Raw genomic sequence first — 25875 nt, 5'->3', positions numbered from 1 at the left:
TTCTATGGTCTGCACCATCACTTCCCCTCATGCCATTTCGGGTATCATGCATACCAGGGATGGTATAGGTGAGATACACCCTGTTGTGCCTGTCCTTCCTGGACATGCAAGATTTCTTCACCCCTATCCGCTTGGTCGTCATAGACGGCGGTAGAAGCGAAAGGGACTGGAAGTATTCTCCATCACTTCCATAACCTTTCTGCCTCTCCTCGCTGTCTGTGTATGTGTCGGCTCTGACAGAGAGGAAAGGAATATTCATGCCTGTTCTTGTATTGAACTCCTCGCTACAGCCTCTCTCGGTCATTCCAGAGCGCCGCTTAATTGTCTTGTTGTCGAAGCAGAAAGTTACCTTCGTCGATGAGAGTGTGCGCTCCCTGATCGAGGAAAGCATTAGCGCCCGTCGCCTGGAGCTCGAACGCCCTGTTATCGTTCAGCTACTTGCCAACGTGCGCATTCCGCGTATGGCTCTCCAGCCAACACGCGCGAATATTATGCTACGCGATGAAGAGACTTGTCAGTACTGCGGCAAGCGCACGCGCGAATTGACGCTTGATCACGTCATTCCACGCTCTCGCGGCGGACAGAGCACTTGGGAGAATCTTGTCGCGTGTTGCCGATACTGCAACGGCAAAAAGAGCAACCACCTGCTGAAGGACGTCAACATGCGTCTGCTGCATCAACCTCGTCCGCTGACAACAGAATACGCAGGAGTCTTCCTGTTGCGCTATCCGAAGCTACGCGCCGCATATGAGGAGTTTCTTACGACATTTCATGGAGGATCTGCTAAAGCATTTAGCGCCTGAGTAGGGTATCCTAATACATTTGCGTGATGTAGCAATGCATACATGAATGTAGTCTGCGTTTATTACTACGATCTTATTCGTCTTCTTTGGTAGGGAAGAAAAGCTTATTGCTCTTCCCCCTACCCAATCAATCTGCATCTACCAAGACTCTTCAATACGTATTTGCTATGAGGGCAAACACAATCATTGGTGAAGATGGGCGACCCATTTAATAGTTATCCGGGTCGCCCAAAACGCCGATTAGCCTCCCAATATTGGTAGATTGATTGTCCCATTGTTCTTGACTCTGCTACCATTATTGATGAGTGACGTTATTGTAGAGTAAGTCCAGGTAGACGAACGCTGTTTCGGCTCTGGACCAGTAGTTCTTATGCGAAAACTTGGCATGCTAATGCTAGTGACGCCGTTCCCACAAATAGGGATAGGTTTTCGCCTGGGACCTAAAAGGTGGTTGCATGATCGAGAAAACACTTCCCAATGGTTCAATATCGCGTTCCAAGCTGGGTTCCACTTACCTCTGCTTACATGGCCATTTCTATCAACCCCCTCGCGAAAACCCTTTTACACATGAAATACCTATAGAGTCTGGTGCTGCTCCATTTCTTAACTATAACGAGAAAATCACTGCGGAATGCTACCGTCCTAATGCAGAAGAGGGGAATTTCGCTGAGATCAGTTATAATCTAGGTCCCACGCTCGCAGCCTGGCTCGAAGCACATGAACCTGATGTCCATCAATTGATTATTGATGCGGACCGAAAGCATATGGAACGCTATGGTGTTGGCAATGCCATGGCACAGGCCTATAATCATACAATCTTGCCCCTGGCAACAACGCGTGATAAGCACACCCAGATCCTCTGGGGCCTGCAAGACTTCCGCCACCGCTATGGACGTGATGCTCATGGGATGTGGCTGGCGGAAACAGCTATCGACCTGGAATGTCTCGATATTCTAGCCCAATATGGAGTAACTTACACGGTACTAGCTCCCTGGCAGGCAGCCACAGCAATTGATCCGACAGAACCCTATACTGTGCCGCTCAAGAGTGGGCGCTCGATGACGGTCTTCTTCTACAATGGCCCACTCTCAGGTGGAGTCTCCTTTGATTCGGCCTCTACCAGTAATGCCGATGTCTTTGCGTCTTCCTACCTGCCTGGGCATCTTGTACGCGAGAAGATCGATAACGGAGAGCCGCAACTGATTCTCATAGCGACTGATGGCGAGCTCTATGGACACCATAAGCCCTGGCGTGACAAGTTTCTCTCACATCTGATCCAGCATGGAGCACCTGAAGAGGGCTTCGAGATCTGTACTCTTGAACGCTATATGCTATTGCAGCCCCCAACAAAAGAGGTTCAGTTACGGGTGCCGAGCGCCTGGAGTTGTGAGCATGGAGTAGCACGCTGGGGTACAGGTTGCTCTTGTACCGAGGGAGAGAGCAATTGGAAACCCGTCCTACGGCGTGCCCTCTCACGCCTGGCTGAACGCGGTGATCTGCTCTTCGAGCAATATGCTTCCGAGATTCTAGAAGATCCCTGGGCGGCGCGTAATGATTATCTGGCGCTCCGCAATGGCTGGGAGAGCGAAGAGAGCTTCTGGACGCGGCACGGGAAGGGCGGTCAGCGTCCCTCAGCCTTGCTCGAATATCGAGCCCAACGGCTATTGGAGGCTCAGTACTATCAACAGTATAGTTTCACCAGTTGCGCCTTCTTCTTTGAGGATCTTGATCGCATTGAGCCCCGCAATGGAATCGCTTTCGCACGTCGCGCGATTAGCCTCATCTGGCAGGCTATCGATGTTGATCTCCAATATGATTTCTTGCAAGATCTCCTTCCAGCACGTAGCTGGCGCACCCAGAAGAATGGTGTCGATCTCTACAAGGAGTTACCAGCCGTCGAAGATGGCCTGCTCCCCCCTTTCCCTCTTCACTTCTAAGCACTTAGAGACACATAGAAGGGAGCTATCCCTATGGGGTAGCTCCCTTCTATGTGTCTAGCTCTTATAGGACGTCCCAGCGCGATATTAGCGCATCGGCGGCACGCTACGTAACCCATTCGCCACCAATTGCATCATCACAGGCAGATTGGGGACATCAGCAACCTGGACCGTCGCGAAGTTAATCATGTTCCCTTGCCTCTTGACCTGCACCTGTCCATTCACAATCACTACATCTTTAACTTCCGGCCAGGGTAATAGTTTGTCTCTGAAACCAATTCCCTGCATACCAATGCTCAAATTGCCAAAAGGAACAGGGGCGCCACTATTGTACACTTGCTGAGCCAATGGGAGATGGCGTTTCGTCACCTCGTTCAGAATTGCATCACCCAATTCCCGCACCTTATGTACATGGCTGCTAATAACCACCTGAGCACCATCTGGGCGCTTAACAGTATAGGTGCTACGCGTGGACCAGATAGAGTAGCTCACCTGCTTCTGCCAAACAGCCTCTACATGGTCCCAGCGCACAGCATGAAGTTGTGAGCCGTTAGCATAGATGAAACCTTCCTGGTAGAGATAGGCTTTATGATTGTTGCTTCTAATAGCGTTCACAACATAGACAATCAAGAATATAGGTACGATGAGTAGGTATATGCTTATCCGGTCGGCCAACCACAGCGCGAACATCAGCCCAAGATCTAGAATCAGGACACCAGCGGAAATTGCCAGAGCCACCCAGATACTAGTAGGTTTGAATACGCGAATAAGCGATCCAAGACGCTGCATTTCGGCCTGTTGATACACCTCGCCAGGCACTGCTCCCTCAGTTGCGCCGGGAGCCTGTGCGTAAGGCTGCTGGTACATTTGATTAGACATAATAATTCCTTACTCCTCTAAAAAACACTCTCTTACCAAGATAGGCAATAAACAGATTCATCCAGAAAGCAAATATGCACATATGAGGAAACCCCATGTGCGGCCTTTCAGTCGTCTGGGCGATGTTAGCCGCCTACTGGCGGCGTTGATGACTGTCTTACAACATGTCTTCAGTTGCCTGAGCGATGCTAACCATCACTGACAAATAATCTTACAAGTTATAGATTATTATAATATCATGTGTGTCAGATCGATATGAATTGCATCACATATTTTACCGAGGCCCATTTTGGAGCACATATGCCACCACATCGCGCAACTGCTCAAGATTGGTTATCTCCCACAATGAGACGACATACCATTCATATGTTTGCTGCTCCCTCTGACGCGCTATCATCAGTTCGCTCGCTCCAATACCAATCGCTCCAATCTCTTGCCAGGGGAGAGTAACTGGCTGTTCCTGCTCAATCTGTATACCTTGCTGACTTATTCTTAGCTTACCAAAGGAAAGCGGTCGACCAGATATATAGGCGGCAACATATGGTTTAGCACTTAGAGCGCGTTCCTGGCGTGCATAGGCTACAAGTTGGCGAAGAATATGCATATTGGGAACACGAAACGCCTTGATGCGCGCTGCTGGTTTGCTTAAGTGCTGTTCGTGAACTATTATATTTTGCGGGTCTATAACCAGTTCGCCCAGATTTTCCCAGAGGAGCATCCGCTTGCTAGCACTCAAGCGCAGACCACGCTTGCTCACAACAATCTCGTCAAAAGAGACGTTCGCGCCCACGCGGTACGCGGCTAGCGCGCGTGGTAAGAGGCGCCGTGTAAGCTCTTGTTCGATTGCTTTTACTAGATACTCAACTCCAGCAAGCTCACTACCAAACGACAGTAAGGTCTCATCACTCCGACGCACTATATAACGACGCCTGCCCTGGGCTTTCCCATCACTTTCCTGCCACAATCGCTCCAATTGATCCCACCTCACTACCTCAAGTTTATCGGAAATGAAAATAAGCCCCTCAGGACACATATAGACATGAGGTTGGGGATAGACATGAGGAGCCAGCAAGACCCAACCACCGAAGATGAACCACGACACACCTATAAGGGGAATAAATAATGCCTGCCAGAGCAGCCACCAGCTAAAGAGTTGCCCATATGCCACAATAAAGATCAAGATGATGAGGCAACCAATGAAGAGGCTAGCAAAGCCGATAAAACGAAAGATCAACGGCTCTCCACGCGTCTCAAACACTTTTTCTGGTATGCCAAGACGATACGCTATCGCCGCGCCCAGGATATCAAGCGGCACCTGTTTCTGAGATGTAAGATGGCGCATACGTGGGCGGCCTCCCGGAGGAACAACCAATCTTTCCAAGGTCTTCTGCGAAAATCAACGCCGCTCTCGCTGCGCATTGTGAGAAGACACGCTTCGCTCAGTCCACCCTATATTAACGCAACAAAATATACAAAAATGCAAGAGTGACAAAGAGTCGCCGAGAATGCGCATTCTCAGCGACTCTTCCAAAGGAAAGGACCTGTAATGTTTTTTAAGAAACAAGTGGCCCGCTAATAGATCACGATACTGGTATTCCAATCGCTATTCGCCAACACCCAATCGGCTTGTTCTGGTGGCATGTTGATACAGCCATGCGTGCCATTCGACGCGCTTTCATTCCCACTCCCATCAGTATGAGGGAATTGAGTTCCAGGTCCGTAATTCCAGCGCCACGGAGAATCATGGAGGAAGTAGCCGCCTGCATGATAGCCAATAGCCACCTTGATTGGTGTATCTTCATACCAATAGGGAGAACCCTTAGGATAGGGCGACTTAAACACAATATCAGTCTGCCGACTGAGCACAGTCCAGAGTCCGGGTAGCGCGGGAAGCTCCTGCCGCCCAGACGTAATGAGGAAGGAATAAATCAGTTTGCCATTCTTGTAAAAGCGGAGCGCTTCCTCAGTGAATGAAACTACTATCGCGGTTGAGTTATTCAACTGGTAGCGATTGAGTAGTTGCATATCGGTCTGATGGACCTGATCAGAAGGAGTCTTATCGTTATAATTCTGCTCTAGCATCTTATGATGGAAGATAGCATTCTGGATATCATTCAGCGCGGTCTGATATTCTTCTGTTGTCGAAGCATTCGCCAACTCAGCATCAAGATCCTCGCCAATGCCTTGAGCCATGTAGCCAACATTCAGGTAATAGGCACCAGCGACTAGATGGCTATTGCCCCACTTATTGACCTCGTTATGGAAACTCTTGAGCAACTTGCGTGCCTGGACCATCACCAGATCCTTCTGCATCGCGCTCAAGTCCTTCTCTATTTGTGTGCTCAATTTCTTGTAATCATCAAGCGTTTTCGTCTTCTGCTGAAGCTCGCGGGCACTCGTCAGGTTCTTCTCATACTTGCTGACATCTACGCCCTCGCCTTTCAGCTGCTTAATTTTGGAATCTAAATCATCGACTTTCGATTTCGCGATATACGGGATGGCTTGCGTGAAGCTCGTCGCAGCCTGCTGATACTGGGCTTCAATCGTTTTGTTGATATCCTGAAGATCCCCAGGCTTTGTGGCCTTCGCCATTTCATCCTGATCGCTCTTATATTGTGATTGGAGCGTCGTCACATCCATTTTGCCTTCGGCCATCAGATCTATCGTACCCTTAAAGGTCTTCAACTTATCGCTGGTCGTAGGCATCATATTAAGGGTTTGCGTAGCGTCGTTTACCTGGCGACTAACCGCAAAGAAATCCTTGGGGAGCTTAGCGGTATGCATTGTATTGACATTTTGCTCATAGAGCTTCTGGATGGTATCTACTGGATAGCCTTTGGAGCGCTGCTGCGCAATGGTAATTTGCAGCTTTTGCAGATCATTTTGGGCCTGGTTATCCGAGCGCTCGGTAGTAGCGCTAATGAGTCCTTGCAATTGTAACGTTAGCTGATCATAACGGGTCGCGGTATTGGTATAATAATCATTCACAAGTTGAGCATTAAAAGGGTTCCAGGGGGCTGAAGATGTATCGAGGGCATCTTTCTGCTTCAAAACAGGCTGTAATGTCGTGGCAGGAATACCTATGCTTTTCGCATGTTGCACGAGTTGATTGAGTTTGTTGCGGCTCTGGCTGCTCTCTTGCTGCACCCGGGGGTCAGAACCACAGGCACTCAGCAACGATAAGAGCGAGGCTAGTAAGACTATCAGCAAACCCAGATGCGTTACGCGCTTACTCAAAGTCTGCGCTCCAGTCCGTTTTCTCGTAACAAAAGGCGAGAAAGACACCGGCGCAATATCATCAGGCGAATGTGGAGGTTGCATGGGGAACTCGCCCTTTCTCTGTGGTATACATTGCATCTTGTGTGTCCTTGAAAAAACAATAGAACTTTATATATTTATTTGGTCGCGAGACCAGGCAAAAACATAAAAACATTTCGATATAGCGTAGAGATTGAGCACAGAATATCTATGTTTGGATATGTTCCTGACATAGAGACGATACATAACTGAGTTTTTTGCGGTACTCAGTACTTTTATATATTACAATTCGTCGAGAAAGCTAAGAATATCACAAAGTCCGCTCGCAGAGAAGCGTCTTTCTCATCCTTTCTATCTATTACATCGCGATATCTCTCAAATCATAACACGAAAAGCCCTGAATTTCTTTCAGCACGACAAATTCAGAGCTTTTCGCCATCTAAGGCAATTTGAGAATTCACAAAGAGAAGCCGATCAGGATGCTCATTCCTGACCGGCTTCTCTCTAGCATATAATGAGGCTCTTAGCGCCTGCCTCCGCGCGCCTTTTGCTTCTTGTGCTTCTCTTTACGCGCAGCCTTGCCTGTCTTCTTGCCACGAGGCAGCTTTGGCATCTCTGGCATACCGGGGAAGCCACCCATACCATCGGGGAGGCCGGGTATTCCCTGGCCTCCCGCGCCTCCAAACTGGCGCATCATTTGCGCCCAGGGTCCTTTACCAGAGCTCATCTGACGAATCATAGTTCGCATCTCATTAAATTGCTTGAGCAACTGGTTCAGCTCTTCCACTTTGGTACCACTACCCAGAGCGATACGCTTGCGGCGGCTACCATTAATAATCTCTGGGTTTCGTCGCTCCTCTTTCGTCATTGAGAGAATCATCGCCTCAACGTATTTGAGCTGATCGCCCTCAAGCGCCTCGTCCATCTCCGGCATCGAGGTGAGCTTATTAAAGCCTGGCATCATCTCCATAATCTGGCGTAGCGGTCCCATCTTCTTCAGGCGGTGCATCGCATTTAAGAAGTCTTCCAGATCGAACTTACCCTGCTGCAGTTTCTGCTGCGTCTGAAGCGCTTCCTCTTCATCGATGGCATCGCGTGCCTGATCAATGAGGGTCATAACATCGCCCATACCCAGGATACGCTGTGCCAGGCGATCGGGATAGAATGGCTGGATAGCATCCAGCTTCTCACCAAGGGCCATAAATTTCACTGGTACACCCGTGACAGTGCGAATCGAGAGCGCGGCGCCTCCACGTGCATCGCCATCCATCTTAGATAAGATCATACCAGTTAGCGAGACGGCATCATTAAAGTCCTGCGCGACGCGCACAGCCTCCTGACCAGTCATGGCATCAGCGACCAGCAAGACCTCGTGCGGGCGCACGCGGTCACGGATATTGACCACTTCTTGCATCATGCGCTCATCGATGTTGATACGACCAGCAGTATCTAGAATGATCGTATTACACGCCTGTTCACGCGCATAGTCGAGCGCATGTACACAGATATCAACAGGATCAGAGCCAGCAGGCTCTGAATAGACGGGAACTTGAATCTGTTTGCCCAACGTCTTTAACTGATTGACAGCAGCGGGGCGATACATATCCGCCGCGACCAGCAGAGGGCGTGAGCCATGCTGCTTACGCAGGTAGTTAGCCAGTTTGGCAGCGGAGGTCGTCTTACCGGCGCCATTTAGACCAACCAGCATAATAATATTCGGGTTACCACTTAAATCAAGCTTATTCTTGTCATCCGACCCACCCAGGACCTCAACGAGTTCTTCCTGAACGATAGAAAGAACCTGCTGCGCGGGCGAGAGGCTTCCCATGACATCCGCACCGATAGCTTTCTGCTTTACCCGATCAACAAACTGTCGTGCTACTTTTAAATTGACATCCGCCTCAATCAGGGCGATACGCACCTCGCGTAGGGCGGAGTTAACATCATCTTCCGTTAGTTTTCCCCGACCCTCAAGGTTTTGAAAGATACCCTCAAGGCGCTTGGTTAAGCTTTCAAACATTGCCATATGCTTTATTTGTTCCTCTCTCCGCCGAGCAGATAATGCCTCTGAGACGATTCCAGTGCCGCAATTGTGAAATGAAATTGGTAAGATCGTTAGAGTTCTGCGACTCGTTTCTGCTATCTATAGTTCTGGCAAGATTATACTCTATTTTACAGGATTATGAATGATTGTAAAGCCTCATAACTACTCAAGACCCTTGTTACACTCTGGAGGCTTCAGATTTGAGTGACTCAGGACATTATCAAGAATGGTAAAAGGGAAAAATTTGCAATAGGAAATCTGATATCTCATGAGCAATCTTCCCACATCCCCGAGCCACAGACTCCAAATAAGCTCTTGGCACTGCAAATTGGAGTCACCAGCGTATTTCACTACTCTTCTTCATCGACCATTGAATACACTATATAAAGGCTAATTTAGCGCCTATATATGATACAATAAGCGGAATATGTAGTTCAGAAGCAATAAGAGGTATTATGCGGATATTAGGTTTCAAAACGGCACCTAAACAAACGCAGGAGAATATCTTTTCTGCGTACAACTGGTGGGGCAAGGGCTCTTTGCTCCTCCACATCACGCAAGAACGCTGTGACTATATCCAATCCCGTGTGGAGCGCATTTTTGGGCGTGAGGCCCTCAAGCAACAAGAGGTTCTGGAAATTGGCTGTGGTGGCGGCTTGATCTGCCTGAACCTAGCACAGCGAGGCGCGGTTACCTTTGGTATTGATCCATCTGTTGGGGCATTACAGATAGCACGCGAGAAAGCGCACCTGGAAGGTTTGGGGCAACAAACCTTCTTCGAGCAAGGCTACGGTGAGCAGTTGCCATATGCCAACAACAGCTTTTCCGTGATCGTGTGCCTAGATGTTTTGGAACATGTACAAGATTTAGATACGACCATTGGTGAGATTGAACGTGTGCTGGCTCCTGGTGGTATCTTCATCTTTGACACAATTAACCGCACACTGCTAGCTCGCCTGACACTTATCTGGATTGGCGAGCGCTTCTTCCATGAGAGTGGGCTTGTACCCGGTCTTCACGATTATCACAGCTTTATCAAACCGCATGAACTCCAGGCGGTTCTGACCAAACACCATTTGCGAATCCATGAAATGGTTGGCTTCACACCCCGTCTCGTCAAAGGGCGCCTGACGCTGGGTGTGGGTGGGCCAAAACTGGTTTCTTATGTCGGGTACGCAACTAAGGGACGTTAATCAATCACACAACGCGTAAAGGAACTTTTGGGCTGGAAGCCTGGAAGGGTAAGAGACTCAATCTTCCTCTTCCAGCCAGAAGTGCTGATCTTCGCGAGACATAGTACTACGAGCTACAGCCTCGGCGAAACTCTGCCTCTGCGGCCCCTGCTCCGGCTGACTTGCGCCATGCGAGGTCTGACGACGATTGGCGGTCAACACGGGCTGGCTATTCCCAAGCAGATTAGAGAATTGGTCAAAGGTGATCTGAAAGTAGTCCGCGAAACGCTCAAGCTGGCGTTGGCTTAGACTCGCCAGTTCGATAGCTCCCGCCTCAAACTTATTCCAGACATCAACTGAGAGACGAAGGGCCTTTGCGACCTCGATTTTTTTGAGGCTTTTCTGCTTTCGTAACTCACCCAGGGTTGCCACCTGCGCTTGAGGCGCGAAGACCCGTTCAAGCGCAGACTGATAGGCACGCCTCGTAAGGGGCAGGAGAGTCGCGTTTTCCTCTAACTCACTTACGCTGGTAGCATAATAGCCAGCAATGAAATCGGTTAACGCAGCCTGTTCTTCAGGGTGATCTTTTAAGAGCCGGAGTTGCCCTTCAGCATCACCAGCCTCCTTCGCGGCCAGCCAGGCCATTTTCAACTGTTGCAACGTCGTGTTCATCTTATAACATCCTTTCGCGCCTTGCTCGACCCTGCTCTTTAATGCGAAAATCTGGGCGTATGAGCGCCAGCCACCATCCAGGCGGCATTGTTTTTCATAGAAACCTTCTTATTGCGAAATCATTGGTGGATATGCAAGTTGGTGTTCACGCGCAATACATTCGCGTAAATAGCCCCGAGCGCGCTCATAACGCAAGCGTACGGTACGCTCAGTGCGCTTACAAACGACGGCGATATCATCCCACTTCATCCCCTCTATCGCGCGCAAGACCATAATCATGCGATCCAGGGGATCACTCAGGTAGGTTAAAATGCGCTGGCTCTCATCAATAGCATGCATCTGTTCATACTGGTCATGTGGATCGGCCACGTCAGCATTGGGTGAGCTTTCATCATCAGATGCGGCAGGGCGTAGCGATTCCACCAGTGAGCGCGGGACGTGCTGGGGTCGACCAGATGGACGCCCTTCTTCATCACGGCGATAGTAGAGACCTTCCTGGCGCAGGACACGATTGAACTCATCAACGCAGAGACAACGCAAATAGTGAATGAAGTTCTGGGTAATAAACACCTCTTTCGGATCGAGGGCCTCTCTCAACAGATGCTCACTCATGTTCGAGATCACCTCTTCACGCAAATCGGGACGATGGCGCAACCCCTGAGAGTGGCGCTGAAAGAGTGGAGCACAACGCTGTAGTAAGACTTCCGCCAGCAGGTGCACACCGGTGGTATTGCCCGCCGACTGAAGGGCTCGCATACTCTTTACCAGTTCGATCTCGCTGATTTCATAGCGCCCTTCCGGAGTGCGGCGCAACAGACGCTCTTGAAGCGTAGGATCATTCAGATCGATCATCCGTCTCCCTCTACTTTAATAATCCTGGCAGGCTAGCACGTACCAGGTGTATCTATCACTCTATTCCTCTAGCAGTGAAAAAAGCGGTAATGATTTCTGGCTGATAGGCACAAACTACACGACAAACATCACTTCGGCCTTCCAGTCTCATGAATCTCTCGTCTAAGCATACCAGAATCCAGAAAGGCTGAAAAGCATATTCACACAGCAATCAGATCTTCACAATCGGTTCAGACAATAGAATCGGTTCGCTTCGGGGAGAACAAATTGATTGAGCCGTGTCCACTCAGACCATATAACCTCTCTAAATATTATCGTGATAACATCGAAGATCGCCTATAACCTAAATTGTTTTCGCGATAACCATTCGCACAGTAAAGCCTTGACGTTTCGAGTGGGTCAAAGGTGTAGGGCATAATAGCATCGTTTAGGAGGATATGATCAATCCCTACACGCTATTTTTCCCCTTACAAAGTTCGTAGGCGTTGCGCAATCTGATCGAGCGTTGGGATACCACTGATGCCGGGCCGCTCAACGCAGAAAGAAGCGGCACAGTTAGCAAAGTTGGTAGCTTGAATGGGGTCGCCGTGCCAGTGCAAGTGTGTAAGAAAAGCGGCAGCGAAGACATCACCCGCGCCAGTTGGATCGACTTCGCGTATAGCATATGCGGGGAAGCTAGAGGGCTTCCCATGCTGGAAGAGAGTGGCTCCATGGCGACCATCGGTAGCGACAAGCAAGGGAACATGCTGACTCCAATCGGCCAGGATAGCATCCGCTTCCGTACGGTTCCCATTGGAGAAGGGAAGCAAGTCGTCATGGCTGAGAATGAGTACATCGAGCAACGGCAACACCCGCTCAGCCTCCTGCCAGGGGGTCGGCCAGATACGACCATCCGCATCCCAGCGACGCAACCACCCCTGGGGAGTGGCCGCAAGAAGGCGACCTGGTTGACGGGACAGCAGCGACAAGACATCTGCTTGGATTTCCTGAGCCACTGGCCCTAGAAGGGTAATAGGGAGATCACGCCAGGCGGCAGGCACATGACTGGCCGCGATCTGACTGGCCTGCGCGCGCAAATATTGGGTACGAAAGCCATCATCATACAGATTCACAAAGGTAGTGCTCTCAGCAGATGAAGTGGCATGGACAAATACAGAGGGGAAAGTCGAGGTCTCTGGTGCTAGTGATACCTCAGCATCAGCAGCCAGTGTGACATGAGCAGCCGGAAGGAATTCGGGAAGCGAAGCCAGCAAATGTGGATCGGCTGAGGTAACCACAGCAGGTGCCAGCCCGAGACGATAGGCTGTGTAAGCGGCGAAGGTAACGGTACCTCCAAGTGAAAAAGAGCCATCAGCACGGAGATCCTTCGTAATATGGCCGATAGAAAGAAAATCGGGAGAAGCAGAATAGGAATGCGCCATAGTAAAATATTAAAGGGCGATTCACTACATGGAATCGCCCCGCTCCTTGTTTCCTGAAGATAGATTGTAAGATCAAGCAATCACAAACGATCTGCCAGCGGTCTCAACTAGCGCCCAGGACGCTTGAGCGAGATAACTACGCGCCGCTGATCTCCCTCGCCAATGCTCTCAGTACTGATATCGCCGCTTTCAGAGAGAGCCAGGTGAACAATGCGCCGCTCATGTGGAGGCATAGCTTCCAGAGCAATAGAACGTCGATAACTACGCACCTGTTGAGCGACCCGCTGAGCGAGCGAGCGAAGGTTCTCCTCGCGCCGCTGGCGATAATTTTCAGCATCGACAATGATACGCATACGATGGCGGGTTCGATGGCTGACAATCAAGTTGACAAGCAGCTGGAGGGCAGCCAGAGTTTCTCCTCGGCGGCCGATCAGCAAACCAAGGTTCTCATGCATGCCATGAATATTCAGCGTAAGGGGGCTAGTAGAGCGCACCTGAATAGTGGCACGGATATTCATGTAACGCAGGATATGCTGCAAGACATCAACAGTAATCTCAATGTCCTCACGCGAAGGATTCTCAACAAGCGGAAGCGCACCGCCTGCTTGCTCAGCAGGTTCCTCTTGCTCAGCTAGAGAGACTGGGGAAGGGAAAGTATTAGAGGGAATAAAAGGCATCTCACCCTCTTCATCCTCCTCCTCCTCTTCGTCCTCAAATTCCTCATCGTCTTCATACTCGTCGACCAGGTCATCCTCGACATACTCCTCATCCTCCTCGCCTTCATCCTCATCTTCATAGAGTTCGACATCGGCGAGATCGTTATGGGAGCCGAGAATGGCATCGGCCATCTCGGGAGTGATGACCGCCCCGCTTGGGGTGGTGGCAGAGGAAGAGCGAGCAGTCACGCGAACACGCGCATCTTTGCTTCCCAGGCCAAAGGTACCACGAGAAGGCTCTTGCAGCACCAGCACATCAACCTCATCACGGCGTTTGCCCAGACGAGCCAGGGCCTGCTGAACAGCATCCTCTATGTTCTTGCCACTAGCCTCTATACTTTCCACAGTTTCCTTGCCTCCCTAAATAACGTCAGAAATAAACTTTATAAGTAAAGATTACAACCTACCCCACTGTGCAATCCAGAGCAGTAGGAGGTAGGCTGCAATCAATCAAGCTTAACTACCTATTCGAAAACCTGAGCGCTAACCGCGCGCCCGAGAAACGGGCTAGTTTTCGCATAAGATCTTAGCCTCGCGAACGTTGAGCGCTACCACGGCGGCGAGCAGAAGCGCTATTATTGCGTGAGCGTCGACGCTGCGAATTCTGATTTGCGGAACCATTGGAAGAGCGCATCTGACTGGCAACTGGGCCGCGAGCGCTCTCTGTCTCCTTGGATGCATCGGTTGACTCAATGTTGGAGCGGCGCAATAGATCCTTTTCACGCTGCTTCTTACTGGAAGTCTCACTGGATAGCGATCCCTCAACTACAGCGGGAGCAACTTTTGGCTCAGTAGAAAATTTAGGTGTAGTGAGCAGGGCACCCCAACCAGTGACGAAGTACTGCTGAACGGCCTGGAAGACCGAAGAAACGGTCCAATATAATGCCAGGCCAGCCGGGAAGCTCCAACCAATAAAGATGGTCACAAATGGCATTACATACTGCATGGTCTGCATTGATTGGACCATGGGATCAGGTGTGCTCTTGGATTTATCTTTGTTCGCCTGGGCATTACGAGGCTGAGCCATGCGCAGGGAGACGAAGGTCGCAAGGCCAGCCAGGATTGGCAGGATGTGCGTTGGATCAGGCTGCCCCAACGAAATATGCCAGGCGGGATTGATGAACGTGAACCAGTTCAGGTCAATATTGGGAAGTTGCTTAAATGGCGTAATGAAAGGATACAGTTCGCTATTAATAACATTTAGCTTGGGATCGCGCAGAATCGCGCCGACGGCATAGTAGAGGCCCCAGAGCACGGGAAGCTGAATCACCATGGGCAGACAACCCGCCATAGGCCTCACGCCATGCTCTTTATAGAGCTGGTTCATAGCCAGCGACTGCGATTGAAGGTCGCCCGGATGCTTCTTCTTGATTTCAGCGATCTTTGGCTGAAGCACCTGCATCGCCTTGGAGGAACGCAACTGCGTCAGAGTCAGAGGGAATAAGATGAGCTTGATAAGGACGGTAAGGACAATGATAGCCAGGCCAAAGTCGCCGAAGAGGCGGTAGAGCACCACCAGGGCATTGACGATGGGGAACGAAAAGATTATGTTAAAAAGATGACCGATAGCCTCAAACACGAGTTTACTCCTGCGTTCCTCTCCCCCTACTTAACCGGCCAGACTTCTGGAACGGGATCGTAGGGATCACCGTGATAAAAAGGTTGACAGCGTCCGATGCGCTTTATGGTCAGCCATCCTCCACGGAAGAAGCCGAAACGTTCAATTGCCTCATATCCATAATGGGAACACGAGGGTGTAAAGCGGCACGATGGAGGCATGACAACCGACAACGTGCGTTGATACAAGCGAATCAAGCCAAGTGCAATGTATTTCACAGCTGGGAACCTTTGGGATGCTCATGAAAACTTGTATCGCTCACCGCTGAAGCAGTGACCAAGAGATGCGCTCTACGAAGCAAGAGACGAATATCCTGTTTCAACGTAGAAAGATCGGTAACGACAAAGCGTTTGCCCGTGCGAGAGTCAGTGCTCACAATTTGAGGACGCGCACTCAAGACAAGATCGAGACCCTGAGGGATCTCATGTCCGAGTGACCTGACTGCCTCGGAGAGCAAGCGTTTAATATAGTTACGGGTGGTCGCATTTTTGGCGATGCGTTTGCTCACCACAAAGCCCACCCGGCTAATAGCCAGAGTTGAGTCGCCACAGGGCGACCAAGCGAGTATAAGCAGCCGAGACGAAACGCTTTGCCTCCGCTGCCTAACCCGCTGAAAATCACCATTTTTGCGTAAGCGTCCAGCACGAGGAAGGGCCATTCAGGCTATCCTACTAGCTAGAGTTAAACCGTCAGGCTCCAGCGACCTTTAGCTCGACGAGCTTTGAGGACGCGGCGCCCATTACGGGTAAACATGCGTTTCAGAAAACCATGTTCGCGCTTACGCGGGATGCGCTTGGGTTGCCAAGTACGTTTCATAAAACCTCCGTCGTGGAGACTCGCCAGAATCTGCACTCTAAAAGGGGGGCCGAATCTGGCCAGGTCCAGGCTTACACGAAGGCAAGCTTATCCTCTCTGAAAGGATCGGGTTCCTGAACCTCCACTTTCAATATCCCGTAGATTATAGCGAGTATTATGTATGCTGTCAATTCTCTGCGCCGAGAGTGAAACTACGGCGCATCCCATAAATAGGGAATTGAGACAAGCCTTTAAGAGTTCTTGAAACGCAGCAAGACACGCCCAAAACGTAGCTCGTCGTTGTCATGAAGAGGTGTTGGCGTTTTCGCAGCCAGGCGTTGGCGATTCAAGAACGTAAAGTTGGTGCTGTTCTCATCTTCGACCATATACTGACCGTTCTCAACGAAGATGTGAGCGTGCAAGCGCGAGACTCCACCCTCTTCTCCGCCATGTGCAGTGAGATCAACATCAGGATAGATATTGCTCACGGCGTCCTCGCGGCCAACGGTGACATTATCTTTGCCACTCAAGTCAAACTCCTGATTGTCGGCTTCCACAATCAAGCGGGCTTGAAGCCCTTGAGGCGCGGCAGCTGGTTCAGATGGCGCGGCAGGCGCTGGCTGAGGAGGCTCAGATGGCGCCGACGGCGGTGTCTGAACAGGAGCGGGGGTTCCCTGAAGGCTGGCACCACAGCTCGAACAAAAGGCTTCCCCAGCCGGATTAGTCGCACCACAGGCAGCACACACCTGCGTTCCAGCAGAGGTATCTACCGGCGCGGGAGCTGGAGCCGTCGCGGTTGCTGCGGGAGCGCTGGGCTGCGCGCTGCTCAGCGGTTCTCCGCATTCATCGCAGAAAGCAGACCCATCTGGATTTTCATGACCAAGAGAACATTGTACTGACATTGTTGTTCTGTCCTTCCTCTTCTCTATGTGTGTATCGGCATATCTGTTGTAAGGTTAAGGTCTCATACAAAACCAACGCCACTTTCGTGGCTAGCGCGAACTCTTCGTTCGAATACCTGAGCGCGCCTGCGTTAGCCGCCGTCCAGGCGGCATTAGGATTCGTAAGAGCAACCGCGCTCAGGTTTCGTAAGATTCAGGCATATGTGACCTTTGGAGGTACGCATCTGCGCGAAAAAAACTGCGTACGATGCCAATGCTTACGGGAGCAAGTCATCGAGGCGCTGAGTAAGTTTACGGGTCTTATTACCAATCGATTTAACCTGCTCCTGCGAGATTGACTGGCCCTGACTTAATTGTTCGAGGGCTGATTGAGTCTCCTGATCAAGCACACGGGTCACATTGGGAGCAAGTTTCGTTGTGGCCTTGCCAGTGCGCTTATACTCGTCCAGCACACGGGTCACCAGACGATTGGCATTAGCCTTCTCGGCATAGTTCATGACGAGCGCGTTTACCTGAGATGTCTGGTTGGCATCATTAGAGAAGCTCACAGTGATATTCTGACGTATACGCTCGCCAATAACATTGGTGATCGGCACATCGTATGAAAGCTCAGCCTGAGCGATACGGAAGAGACCAGCCGGGCGAGGGTCAAGCATTAGCTCAACCAGGACTGCCTGCGGGGTATCCCTCTCCAGATCTCCTAACGGCACAACAACACGGCGGTCAGAGAGCGCAGAAGCATCAATATCGCGAATGAGTGGCAGGACTTTCACGGCCTTGCGTGGTGAGACGCCCGCAGGAAGATTAAGCGTTAGCACAGCGTTTCGCACAGCAACGGCGACCGCGCTCTGTACCTGCTGCTCAAAGATGTTCATGGCATCATTTGGAGAACGAATAAACTCCGCTGGCATGCCACCGCTCAGTTGCCCAACGTCATCTAGCAGATTCTCATCCCAGTCGGCACCAATACCCAAGGGATAAATGGAAATTCCAGCGGCGGCGGCATCACGTGCCAGCTGGCGGCAACGGTCGGTATCGCCATAGGTGACGCCATCGGTCAACAAAATCATGCGGCTCACGGCATTCGGAATATTCCAGCGGCGGAGTTCGCCCAGGCTCTGGATCATACCTAATGACATTGTTGTGCCACCCGCATCTTGAATGCGGTCAATCGCGGCCTTCATCCCCACTGGATCATTGGCTGGCATGGATGGAATGATGACTTGTGCTGTATCATCAAAAATGATGACTGAAATGTAATCGGTAGGCTCCAGGCGATCAATAACAAGTTTGACAGCTTCTTTTACATTGCGTAGCTTGGCCCCTTTCATCGAGCCTGAATGGTCGATGACCAATGAGAAATTGAGGGGCATACGCACCTGAGCCATGACATCCGAGGGTTGTGTCTCGAACAGGACATAAGCAAGCTGGCTTCCGCCAGTGACGGGCATATATTCTTTCCCTACTTGCGATGTTAGTGATACCTCTCCGGGCATATCTATCAGCTCCTTTCGCCTTCGGCTGGTCCATAGTATATCATAACACGCTTCTCGAGCGTATCGGCATGAATCCTCTTGCTCCCCACTCGCAAACCAGATCATGCAGCGCTAACCACAATAACGGGCTTTACGACCTCTAAAGAAAGCGCAGTGGCAGCATCCCTGGTAAGCATAAAAGCTTCGAGGCATTAACGCACAAACACCGTGACAGCGCTTACATTATCTTCGCCCCCGTTAATGTTGGCGGTCTCAATCAAGTGTGAACAAGCGATCTGTGGATCGGGTGCATTATTTAAGATCTCTTCAATCTGTGGGTCGCGCACCATTTCCCAGAGACCATCCGAACAGCTCAGCAAGACATCACCTGGATGTACCTGCTGCTTGATAATATCGATCTGTACGTTGAGCTTATCGCCCAGGCTACGGAAGATCTGATTACGCTGAGGATGGGTATATACCTCGTCTGGCTCAATGATGCCACCAGCGACCAACTGCCCCACAAGCGAGTGATCAGTCGTGAGTTTGTAGAGTTTGCTGTCACGCAGAAGATAAGTGCGACTATCCCCTACATTGAGAATATACGCAAAATCCCCTACCAGCATAAAACCAGTGATGGTGCAACCCATATCACTCTGCTTGGCCTCATTCACCTGGCAAATGCTGGCATTAGCGTTCTCTACCGCGTTATGCAGTAACTCAACCAAATCATTCTCATCACGTTGCTGGGGCTCCTGAGTAGCATCATCTGTCGTGAGTGAGGGCAACAAGAGCTCGCGCGTGATGAAATCACTGATTGTACGGATAGCAATCCGGCTGGCGAGCTGGCCTTGATCGTGACCACCCATTCCATCAGCGACGATATAGAGGCCCAGCGGAGCCGAGAGAGATTCATGGACGCGCTGCAACTGCAATACGAGCGTACTATCCTCGTTAGGCTCGCCACGACGCATATTGCCCGCGTCTGAATCGCAGGCGGCTAGCACATGTACGCCAGTTGGGAATGATGCTTGCAAGCTTTGCTGCTGCTCGATAACATAGGTATGTCCATTTGCGGTGAAAGTATCAAGTGATGAACCAGACCCAGAGGGGGTATCAACCTGCTCCTCCGTAGAGGCAAGATACTCACGCACATTATAGGTAGCATTCAGTAATTCCGCGCCGCAGCTAATGCAAAACTCATCATCTTTCAGGTTATCGGTTGAGCCACAGTTCCAGCAGCGCTTATAACCTTGACGGTCCACAGCCTTGTAGAGACGACTCTGCTGGTCTTCCGCAAGCAGTTCGGTAATCTCATACCGCTCATTCAAAAGCGTACCTGCCACCAGTGCCGTATTGCTCTCTTGGGAAATCTCTTCGTTATTGCTCTGTGGAGTTTCCTGCTCAGGCGGTGGGGGGGCAGGAATACTCTGTGGTTCCTGCTCAGTTGGACGATCCTCATAAGGTGGTGTCACCTGCTCCATTACAACCTCTGCATTTCCAGTGGAGGGTGTAGCGCTTGGCGCCTGCGCCTCCAATTCATTATTATCCTGATCTGTAGTAGCCTCGCCGCCAGTGGCAGTGGGAAGAATGGGAACAGTACTATAATCTTCCGCAAGTGCGCGAGGGACGGAGGGGCTCTCAGAGATATCCATCAAGATGGTAGGTGCCTCAGAGATATCCTGTACTGAGATATCAGTTAATATCTCGGATGTTTCGTTCGCGCTCGCTTCCTTGGGTGCTGGTGTAATCAGCATAGTTGGTATATCGGAGATGTCCGCTCCCCCAACGTGAGGTTGACGTTCCAATTCTTGCTGCCAGCGGCGTGTCTGGTATTGCACCATTTTATCTGGTGAGAGTATTTGCGTCGGTGCCTGGCTGAGGTCTTCCTCCTGCTCCTGGGGGGCAGGCTCTGACACGACTACCTCAATCACCTTGTCGTCCTCTTCGCTGGAAGCGAGCGTCTCATCCAATTCCTCCACAGGCATAGCTGGGTGAGATGCCTCCGCTACAGGCTCAGCGGGCGCAGTGTTGGGTGCAGGCTGGACAGCCTCAGAGGGCGCAATCTCTTGAGCCTGCTCGGCTGGCAAAACCTGCCCACAACCCTTACAGAATTTGGCATTGGCGCGATTGGGTGTATGACATGACGGACAGAGCATTCTGCCCTCCTTTTAAAGCTGTTTTACTAGTCGCAAGGCTTCGGTATTGTTGCGATCACGTTTGAGTGTCTCATCAACCATCTGGCGGGCCTCAGCCTTTCTATTCAACTTGAGGTAACAGTTCGCCAGTGAACTATAAATGAGAGGCGATTGAGAGCCAGTCTGGCGAGCACGCTCCAGAGCACTGACAGCATACTTCCACTCTTTCATACGCATATGGGCGCGCCCAAGTTGATACCAGGCATCCCAGGATTCCGGCTCCGCCTTGACGGCACGCCTCAAGACCTCAATCGCCTCTGGTACGCGCCGAGTTTCGGAATACAGCCTGCCAAGCGTAACCATCATCAGCACATGTTCAGGGCTGAGACGCATACCCTCACGCAGGTAGGACTCTGCGTCACGATATGATCCCTGCTCTAGAGAGGTCAAACCTAGTTGGTAATAGACAGCCGCATCATCTGGAGCCAGCGAGAGCGCTTTCTTGAAAGATTGCACGGCCTGGGTGAGCAGTTCCAGATCACGGTAGCACATGCCTAACTGGAAGTGAGCATTGAACGCTGAACTATTATGGCGCAGAGCTTCTTCGAACTGTTCAGCGGCATACTTCATATTCTCTTGCGAAAGCTTCTGATCGATGCCACGTACTGAGAGGCCATACTGACGATAGGCACGCCCAAGGCTATACAGGATATCATAGACTGGTCCACCTTGTGCCTGTGAAATTTTGAACTGGTTAACCGCCTCGGCATAGTTCTTACTATTTAAGTATTGCAGACCTGCCCGATAGGGTATCATCGGGTCACGCGTGGCAGTGGCTCCATTGGAGGGTGAAACCGGGCGAGCCTGGATACCCCGACTGTTGGTCACTGGACGCGCGAGAATAGAGGAGGAGCGAGCCTGAAGCGGCTGGCGAGCTGGTCGCGCCTGAATTGGTTGATGTGTCCGTGTCTGAGGTGGAGGCACAGCTCCCTGCACCAGTTGATAGCCATCACGTTTACAGAACTTGGCCCCTGGACGATTCTGAAAACCACAGCGGGGACAGACAGGCCCGGATGCCGGTGCGGAGAGGGATGGTTGCGCTTTCACCACAACAGTCGCAGCAGGCGACATCGCTGGTATCTGTACAGTTGGTGAGGCTACCCGCGCTTGCACCTCAGCGGGTAGGCAGGAGAGCAAGGCGTTGCGCATCGCGTCCGCGCTCTGAAAGCGCTGCTCACGCTCCTGTTGCATAGCCTTGATAATAACCTGCTCAACAGGGCAGATACGCTTACCATTCACCTCACGGGTTAAAAGTTTGGGATTCTTTGCCAGAACGCTACCGGGAGCAGGTGTCTGAATTGGATCAGGCTCGTAGTTTGTCAGCAAGTGATAGAGCGTCGCACCCAATGAATAGACATCGGCCCGCGCATCAGTCTGCACTGGTCGACCAGGGTTGTGCGCGGAGCGGCGTTGTCCTGGGGCTGTGATCGAGCCCAGATGCTCTGGGGATGCGTATGAGATTGTGCCAAGATTCTCTGTATTAGTCCGCTTGTTGGGGTCAAAACGACGCGCGATTCCAAAGTCAATAAGTTGGACCTCATTATCAGGCGTAATCATAATGTTGCCCGGCTTGAGATCGCGCAAGATGATGGGTGGATTTCGCGAATGAATATAGCTCAACGCCTCACAAACCTGCATCATCCACTTGATGGTCTGTTCCTCTGGTAGCGGCCCTTTACTATCCTCAAGAATCTTCTCCAGGCTGCGACCCGGCACAAATTCCATGGCGAAGTAGTAGTTCCCACGGTCCTGAAATGGTAGCATCAAGGCCGCAATACGCGGATGCTTCAGGCTACGTAGCAGCGCAATCTCCTTGTTAAAGCGCTCAATGGATTGATTACGCTCTTCCTCGCTGGTGTTGGAACTGATGAGTAGTTCTTTCACTGCATAATAGTAAGGAGGATTTGTCCCAAGCTGCTCGACCTTATAGACGGTTCCCATACCACCTTCGCCAAGGATCTGCGCAACCTTAAATTTACCATCGAGTATTGTACCGATTGGGAGAGCCATACTCCACGCACTAAACCTTTCTTCACAAAGCTCTACACTATGACAGGTTACATCCTATTTGAAAGCCTGAGCGCGATTGTTGCTACAAAAACCAACACTGCCTTCACAGCAGCTAGTGCTCTCGCCTCACCGAACACCTGAGCGCGTCAGCGGCATTGGTTTCCACATAAGACCTTAGTGAGCACCAACCTGAACCACAATGGCTGTGATATTATCCTCACCCCCGCCAGCGTTCGCCTGCTCTATAAGTCTATCGCAGATAGCTTGCGGGCTAGCTGACATTTTCATGGTACGCTCTAACTCCTCATGGCGTACCATCTCCCAGAGACCATCCGAACAAAGCAGGAAGAGGTCTCCTGGCTGTACGGTCTCATGAAAGACATCAACAATAACGTTGGAGCGATCCGCGCCCAGCGAGCGATAAATCAAATTTCGTTGCGGATGCGTATAAGCCTCTTCAGGGGTTATCTGCTTAATCTCTACCAGCCTGGCAACCCGCGAATGATCTTTGGTAATTGGAGTGAGCGTCCCACCACGCAATATATACGTACGACTATCCCCAACGTTGCCAATATAAGCGAGGTCATTCTGAATCAAGAGGGCTGTAACAGTGCTTCCAAGCCCGCGCGCATCACTGTGCTGGCCACCATAGCGCACAATCGCCTGATTTGCCTGTTGAACCGCGTTCTTTAGCTGATTCTCGATTGCACCAGCTAGTGTTGCCTCCGATAATCTGTGCGTATCGGCTGGCGAAGGCTGGGCACCCGAGGGCTGTGGACGCAACATAGCACGGTCAATTCTGACTGTAGGTTGGTCATGAATAGGCTTGAAAAAGGTATCCAGATTCTTATTGATGGTTTCGACAGCAAGTCGACTGGCAACCTCACCAGCTTTATGACCTCCCATGCCGTCCGCGACTATAAATAGACCACGATCCCCATCTTCAGCGGATTCAATTCTTTTATAAGGTCTATCTTCATTCTGTTCACGTTGTTTGCCGACGTCAGTCTTATCAGCGGCAGCAAGTTTTATATGCATAGGTACGTACCTCACAGGAGCAGGAATGCGAAATGTTGTTTTCCATGCTCACTATAGCATATAGCAGTATTGATGACAATTAAGACATTGCAGATAGATTGATAGATGAAATCTGCTTACTTTTCTTAAGTAGTGAAATGGCATACGCTGGCAATGTTGGTAGAGAGTTTTTATCAAGCCTATCATAATTCGGTATATATACATATGTACGCGTCTTTACTCATATATTGATATACTTATCCCACCCGCTTGCCTGTGTTCTTTTGCATATACGTGTTAACTAGCTGCAAGGTTAGAAAAAAGCTGGATATTTCTTAGTGTTCAAGCACTTCGAGGAGATGTGGAGGTGCTGACGGGACCGCCAATTGCGGTCCCGTCAGGGGAATTCTCCAATCCCATGGGGGAGGGAGGAGATACGAAAGAAATTAGCGTTCCTCTTTGGATGAGCGAGCGCGGAAGAAGATACGGATACCAGTTCCGTAGAAGCTAAAGGCTTCGCGTAAACGATTCTCCAGATAGCGCTCATAGGAGAAGTGAACCGAACGCGGATCATTTACGAAGAAGACAAAAGTTGGCGGATTAACGCGTGTCTGGGTCGCATAATAGACACGCAAAGGCTTCATGGCGGTCACCGCCGCTGGATGATGGCGACGGACAGCCTCCTGCACGACCTCGTTAAGACGTGAGGTAGGTACACGCAGATAGCGCATATCGCTAATCTTAAGCGCGGTCTCCAGGATAGATTTGATATGATAACCTGTCTTCGCTGACGCGAAGATGATAGGGGCGTAGGGAATAAACTTAAGCGCTCCCATGAGCGCCTTGCGATAGCTCTCAGCGCTCTGGATCTCATCATCGGGATCAGGATAAATCCCCTCGCGCTCAGCGCGAATCTGCTCCTGAGCTATGTCCCATTTGTTGACGATCACAATTACGCCTTTGCCCATCTCGTGAATGATACCAGCAATATGGGTATCCTGGGCCGCAAGACCTTCGCTGGCATCGATCAGCAAGAGCGCGACATCACAACGCTCAATCGCGCGCGTCGAACGCAATACGCTATACTTCTCGACGCCAACCCCAATACGACCACGCCGACGAATACCAGCGGTATCAATCAGCTTGATCTTCTGTTCCCCAAACTCGACCTCAGTGTCAATAGCATCGCGAGTCGTGCCTGGAACATTGCTTACAATAGAGCGTTTGAAGCCCAGAACAGCGTTCAGCAACGAGGATTTGCCAACGTTAGGACGGCCAACAATAGCGATACGGGGTATATTCTCGTCCTCTTCCTCTTCCATCTCAGAGGCTGGTGGCAAAGCTTCCACAATGCGATCTAGTAAATCGCCTGTTCCAGTCCCCTGAATTGATGAGATATCGGTGGGTTCGCCAAGCCCCAGACCATAGAATTCAACGACATCCAGGCGGCGCTCGGCGTTGTCGGCCTTATTCGCGGCGACAACCACTGGCTTGGTACTGCGGCGCAACAGATCTGCGACCTCATCATCAGCGGCGGTGATGCCTGAACGTGCATCAACCATAAAGATGATTACGTCGGCTTCTTCGATGGCTAGTTGAGCCTGACTCATGACATGGTCCATCAGATCACCGGGCTGGCCTGTTAAACCAACCTGACCTACCGGAATACCTGAACCCAGTTCAAGACCACCAGTATCAATTAACGTAAACTCGCGTCCGTTCCAATCTGTATCACCATACAAACGGTCGCGAGTAGTACCGGGCATATCCTCAACAATGGCGACACGCTCGCCAATCATGCGATTAAAAAATGTAGACTTGCCGACATTTGGTCGGCCAACGATGGCAACAAGTGGCTTCATGGTGTCGCCCTTCCACCCTTTCTTCTGTACACAACAAAAGATGTATGAGATCGAATCTTGACGCAGGCATTATAGCATAAAGTACGTTCGCTGGGGAATTCAGACTCTCAGGGCTCCTGGACCACCCAGGATATTCTAGTTCTGCGTAGATGGGAATTGGCCCACTTCGCGGACCCCTGAGTAAAAGAGTGCGGTAAAATGTTGCGCTCAACATTTTGCCGCACTCTTTTACTCCACTAATAGA

21 protein-coding genes are annotated in these 25875 nt (G+C 50.8%); 3 read left to right on the top strand and 18 right to left on the bottom strand.

The window, feature by feature from the left end; genetic code table 11:
- The first annotated feature begins 257 nt into the window (after positions 1-257).
- Together K3T82_RS13055 and K3T82_RS13050 are read left to right on the top strand one after the other, a co-directional pair.
- The gene (locus K3T82_RS13055) at positions 258-803 is read left to right on the top strand and encodes an HNH endonuclease (RefSeq protein WP_220193880.1); all 546 of its coding nucleotides are present in this window, start codon (positions 258-260) and stop codon (positions 801-803) included.
- Between the two features lie 455 nt (positions 804-1258).
- On the top strand, positions 1259-2740 hold the full coding sequence (locus tag K3T82_RS13050) for a DUF3536 domain-containing protein (RefSeq protein ID WP_220193879.1): 1482 nt from the start codon (positions 1259-1261) through the stop codon (positions 2738-2740).
- An 87-nt stretch (positions 2741-2827) separates the two neighbouring features.
- On the opposite strand, the gene K3T82_RS13045 is transcribed toward K3T82_RS13050, so the two are convergent.
- From K3T82_RS13045 to ffh, 4 genes are all read right to left on the bottom strand, one after another.
- Entirely contained in the window at positions 2828-3619 is a 792-nt protein-coding gene (locus tag K3T82_RS13045) for a DUF6585 family protein (RefSeq protein WP_220193878.1), read from the bottom strand.
- 274 nt (positions 3620-3893) lie between these two features.
- On the bottom strand, positions 3894-4961 hold the full coding sequence (locus K3T82_RS13040; RefSeq protein ID WP_220193877.1) for a DUF6585 family protein: 1068 nt from the start codon (positions 4959-4961) through the stop codon (positions 3894-3896).
- A 230-nt stretch (positions 4962-5191) separates the two neighbouring features.
- Positions 5192-6856: a L,D-transpeptidase gene (locus tag K3T82_RS13035; protein ID WP_236031137.1), complete on the bottom strand. Its 1665-nt coding sequence runs from the start codon at positions 6854-6856 to the stop codon at positions 5192-5194.
- 544 nt (positions 6857-7400) lie between these two features.
- Complete coding sequence (gene ffh, locus K3T82_RS13030; RefSeq protein ID WP_420799303.1) at positions 7401-8897, bottom strand: signal recognition particle protein; 1497 nt, start codon at positions 8895-8897, stop codon at positions 7401-7403.
- Between the two features lie 479 nt (positions 8898-9376).
- Between ffh and ubiG the strand changes: the two genes are divergently transcribed.
- Entirely contained in the window at positions 9377-10114 is a 738-nt protein-coding gene (ubiG, locus tag K3T82_RS13025) for a bifunctional 2-polyprenyl-6-hydroxyphenol methylase/3-demethylubiquinol 3-O-methyltransferase UbiG (protein WP_220193874.1), read from the top strand.
- Between the two features lie 57 nt (positions 10115-10171).
- On the opposite strand, the gene K3T82_RS13020 is transcribed toward ubiG, so the two are convergent.
- From K3T82_RS13020 to der, 14 genes are all read right to left on the bottom strand, one after another.
- Positions 10172-10765 carry a helix-turn-helix domain-containing protein gene (locus tag K3T82_RS13020; protein ID WP_220193873.1) on the bottom strand — a complete coding sequence of 198 codons (594 nt, stop codon included), beginning with the start codon at positions 10763-10765 and terminating at the stop codon, positions 10172-10174.
- Positions 10766-10873: 108 nt separating this feature from the next.
- Positions 10874-11617: an RNA polymerase sigma factor gene (locus tag K3T82_RS13015; protein ID WP_220193872.1), complete on the bottom strand. Its 744-nt coding sequence runs from the start codon at positions 11615-11617 to the stop codon at positions 10874-10876.
- 467 nt (positions 11618-12084) lie between these two features.
- Positions 12085-13038: a PfkB family carbohydrate kinase gene (locus tag K3T82_RS13010; RefSeq protein WP_220193871.1), complete on the bottom strand. Its 954-nt coding sequence runs from the start codon at positions 13036-13038 to the stop codon at positions 12085-12087.
- Positions 13039-13145: 107 nt separating this feature from the next.
- Positions 13146-14099, bottom strand: coding sequence for an RNA-binding cell elongation regulator Jag/EloR (gene jag, locus K3T82_RS13005; RefSeq protein ID WP_220193870.1), 954 nt, complete (start codon positions 14097-14099; stop codon positions 13146-13148).
- Positions 14100-14280: 181 nt separating this feature from the next.
- A complete protein-coding gene (yidC, locus tag K3T82_RS13000; RefSeq protein ID WP_220193869.1) occupies positions 14281-15333 on the bottom strand; it encodes a membrane protein insertase YidC in 1053 nt (350 codons plus the stop codon).
- A 26-nt stretch (positions 15334-15359) separates the two neighbouring features.
- On the bottom strand, positions 15360-15590 hold the full coding sequence (gene yidD, locus K3T82_RS12995; protein ID WP_220193868.1) for a membrane protein insertion efficiency factor YidD: 231 nt from the start codon (positions 15588-15590) through the stop codon (positions 15360-15362).
- The gene (rnpA, locus tag K3T82_RS12990; RefSeq protein WP_220193867.1) at positions 15587-16030 is read right to left on the bottom strand and encodes a ribonuclease P protein component; all 444 of its coding nucleotides are present in this window, start codon (positions 16028-16030) and stop codon (positions 15587-15589) included. The genes yidD and rnpA overlap by 4 nt, the downstream gene beginning before the upstream one ends.
- Before the next feature lie 23 nt (positions 16031-16053).
- The gene (rpmH, locus tag K3T82_RS12985) at positions 16054-16188 is read right to left on the bottom strand and encodes a 50S ribosomal protein L34 (RefSeq protein WP_220193866.1); all 135 of its coding nucleotides are present in this window, start codon (positions 16186-16188) and stop codon (positions 16054-16056) included.
- Between the two features lie 230 nt (positions 16189-16418).
- Positions 16419-17069 carry an FHA domain-containing protein gene (locus K3T82_RS12980; protein WP_220193865.1) on the bottom strand — a complete coding sequence of 217 codons (651 nt, stop codon included), beginning with the start codon at positions 17067-17069 and terminating at the stop codon, positions 16419-16421.
- 257 nt (positions 17070-17326) lie between these two features.
- Positions 17327-18565, bottom strand: a complete 1239-nt coding sequence (locus K3T82_RS12975; protein ID WP_220193864.1) for a vWA domain-containing protein — start codon at positions 18563-18565, stop codon at positions 17327-17329.
- A gap of 191 nt (positions 18566-18756) precedes the next feature.
- On the bottom strand, positions 18757-20703 hold the full coding sequence (locus K3T82_RS12970) for a PP2C family protein-serine/threonine phosphatase (RefSeq protein ID WP_220193863.1): 1947 nt from the start codon (positions 20701-20703) through the stop codon (positions 18757-18759).
- 12 nt (positions 20704-20715) lie between these two features.
- Complete coding sequence (locus K3T82_RS12965; RefSeq protein ID WP_220193862.1) at positions 20716-22752, bottom strand: protein kinase domain-containing protein; 2037 nt, start codon at positions 22750-22752, stop codon at positions 20716-20718.
- Between the two features lie 174 nt (positions 22753-22926).
- Entirely contained in the window at positions 22927-23790 is an 864-nt protein-coding gene (locus K3T82_RS12960; RefSeq protein ID WP_220193861.1) for a PP2C family protein-serine/threonine phosphatase, read from the bottom strand.
- Positions 23791-24215: 425 nt separating this feature from the next.
- Positions 24216-25631, bottom strand: coding sequence for a ribosome biogenesis GTPase Der (gene der / locus K3T82_RS12955; RefSeq protein ID WP_220193860.1), 1416 nt, complete (start codon positions 25629-25631; stop codon positions 24216-24218).
- Between the last annotated feature and the right edge of the window lie 244 nt (positions 25632-25875).

Source organism: Ktedonospora formicarum, from assembly GCF_016587355.1.
In the GTDB taxonomy this organism is placed as follows: domain Bacteria; phylum Chloroflexota; class Ktedonobacteria; order Ktedonobacterales; family Ktedonobacteraceae; genus Ktedonobacter; species Ktedonobacter formicarum.
Note: the sequence above shows the minus strand (reverse complement) of the source record. Positions and strands in the feature narration are given on the sequence as shown.

What these genes read in the sequence shown, in the direction of transcription:
- rpmH (WP_220193866.1), bottom strand. Translation starts at nt 16,188, where the DNA reads ATGAAACGTACTTGGCAACCCAAGCGCATCCCGCGTAAGCGCGAACAT.
- K3T82_RS13055 (WP_220193880.1), top strand. Translation starts at nt 258, where the DNA reads ATGCCTGTTCTTGTATTGAACTCCTCGCTACAGCCTCTCTCGGTCATT.
- ubiG (WP_220193874.1), top strand. Translation starts at nt 9,377, where the DNA reads ATGCGGATATTAGGTTTCAAAACGGCACCTAAACAAACGCAGGAGAAT.
- K3T82_RS13020 (WP_220193873.1), bottom strand. Translation starts at nt 10,765, where the DNA reads ATGAACACGACGTTGCAACAGTTGAAAATGGCCTGGCTGGCCGCGAAG.
- K3T82_RS13045 (WP_220193878.1), bottom strand. Translation starts at nt 3,619, where the DNA reads ATGTCTAATCAAATGTACCAGCAGCCTTACGCACAGGCTCCCGGCGCA.
- K3T82_RS12970 (WP_220193863.1), bottom strand. Translation starts at nt 20,703, where the DNA reads ATGCTCTGTCCGTCATGTCATACACCCAATCGCGCCAATGCCAAATTC.
- ffh (WP_420799303.1), bottom strand. Translation starts at nt 8,897, where the DNA reads ATGTTTGAAAGCTTAACCAAGCGCCTTGAGGGTATCTTTCAAAACCTT.
- K3T82_RS13050 (WP_220193879.1), top strand. Translation starts at nt 1,259, where the DNA reads ATGATCGAGAAAACACTTCCCAATGGTTCAATATCGCGTTCCAAGCTG.
- rnpA (WP_220193867.1), bottom strand. Translation starts at nt 16,030, where the DNA reads ATGGCCCTTCCTCGTGCTGGACGCTTACGCAAAAATGGTGATTTTCAG.
- der (WP_220193860.1), bottom strand. Translation starts at nt 25,631, where the DNA reads ATGAAGCCACTTGTTGCCATCGTTGGCCGACCAAATGTCGGCAAGTCT.
- K3T82_RS12965 (WP_220193862.1), bottom strand. Translation starts at nt 22,752, where the DNA reads ATGGCTCTCCCAATCGGTACAATACTCGATGGTAAATTTAAGGTTGCG.
- K3T82_RS13010 (WP_220193871.1), bottom strand. Translation starts at nt 13,038, where the DNA reads ATGGCGCATTCCTATTCTGCTTCTCCCGATTTTCTTTCTATCGGCCAT.
- K3T82_RS12960 (WP_220193861.1), bottom strand. Translation starts at nt 23,790, where the DNA reads ATGCATATAAAACTTGCTGCCGCTGATAAGACTGACGTCGGCAAACAA.
- K3T82_RS12980 (WP_220193865.1), bottom strand. Translation starts at nt 17,069, where the DNA reads ATGTCAGTACAATGTTCTCTTGGTCATGAAAATCCAGATGGGTCTGCT.
- K3T82_RS13015 (WP_220193872.1), bottom strand. Translation starts at nt 11,617, where the DNA reads ATGATCGATCTGAATGATCCTACGCTTCAAGAGCGTCTGTTGCGCCGC.
- K3T82_RS12975 (WP_220193864.1), bottom strand. Translation starts at nt 18,565, where the DNA reads ATGCCCGGAGAGGTATCACTAACATCGCAAGTAGGGAAAGAATATATG.
- K3T82_RS13040 (WP_220193877.1), bottom strand. Translation starts at nt 4,961, where the DNA reads ATGCGCCATCTTACATCTCAGAAACAGGTGCCGCTTGATATCCTGGGC.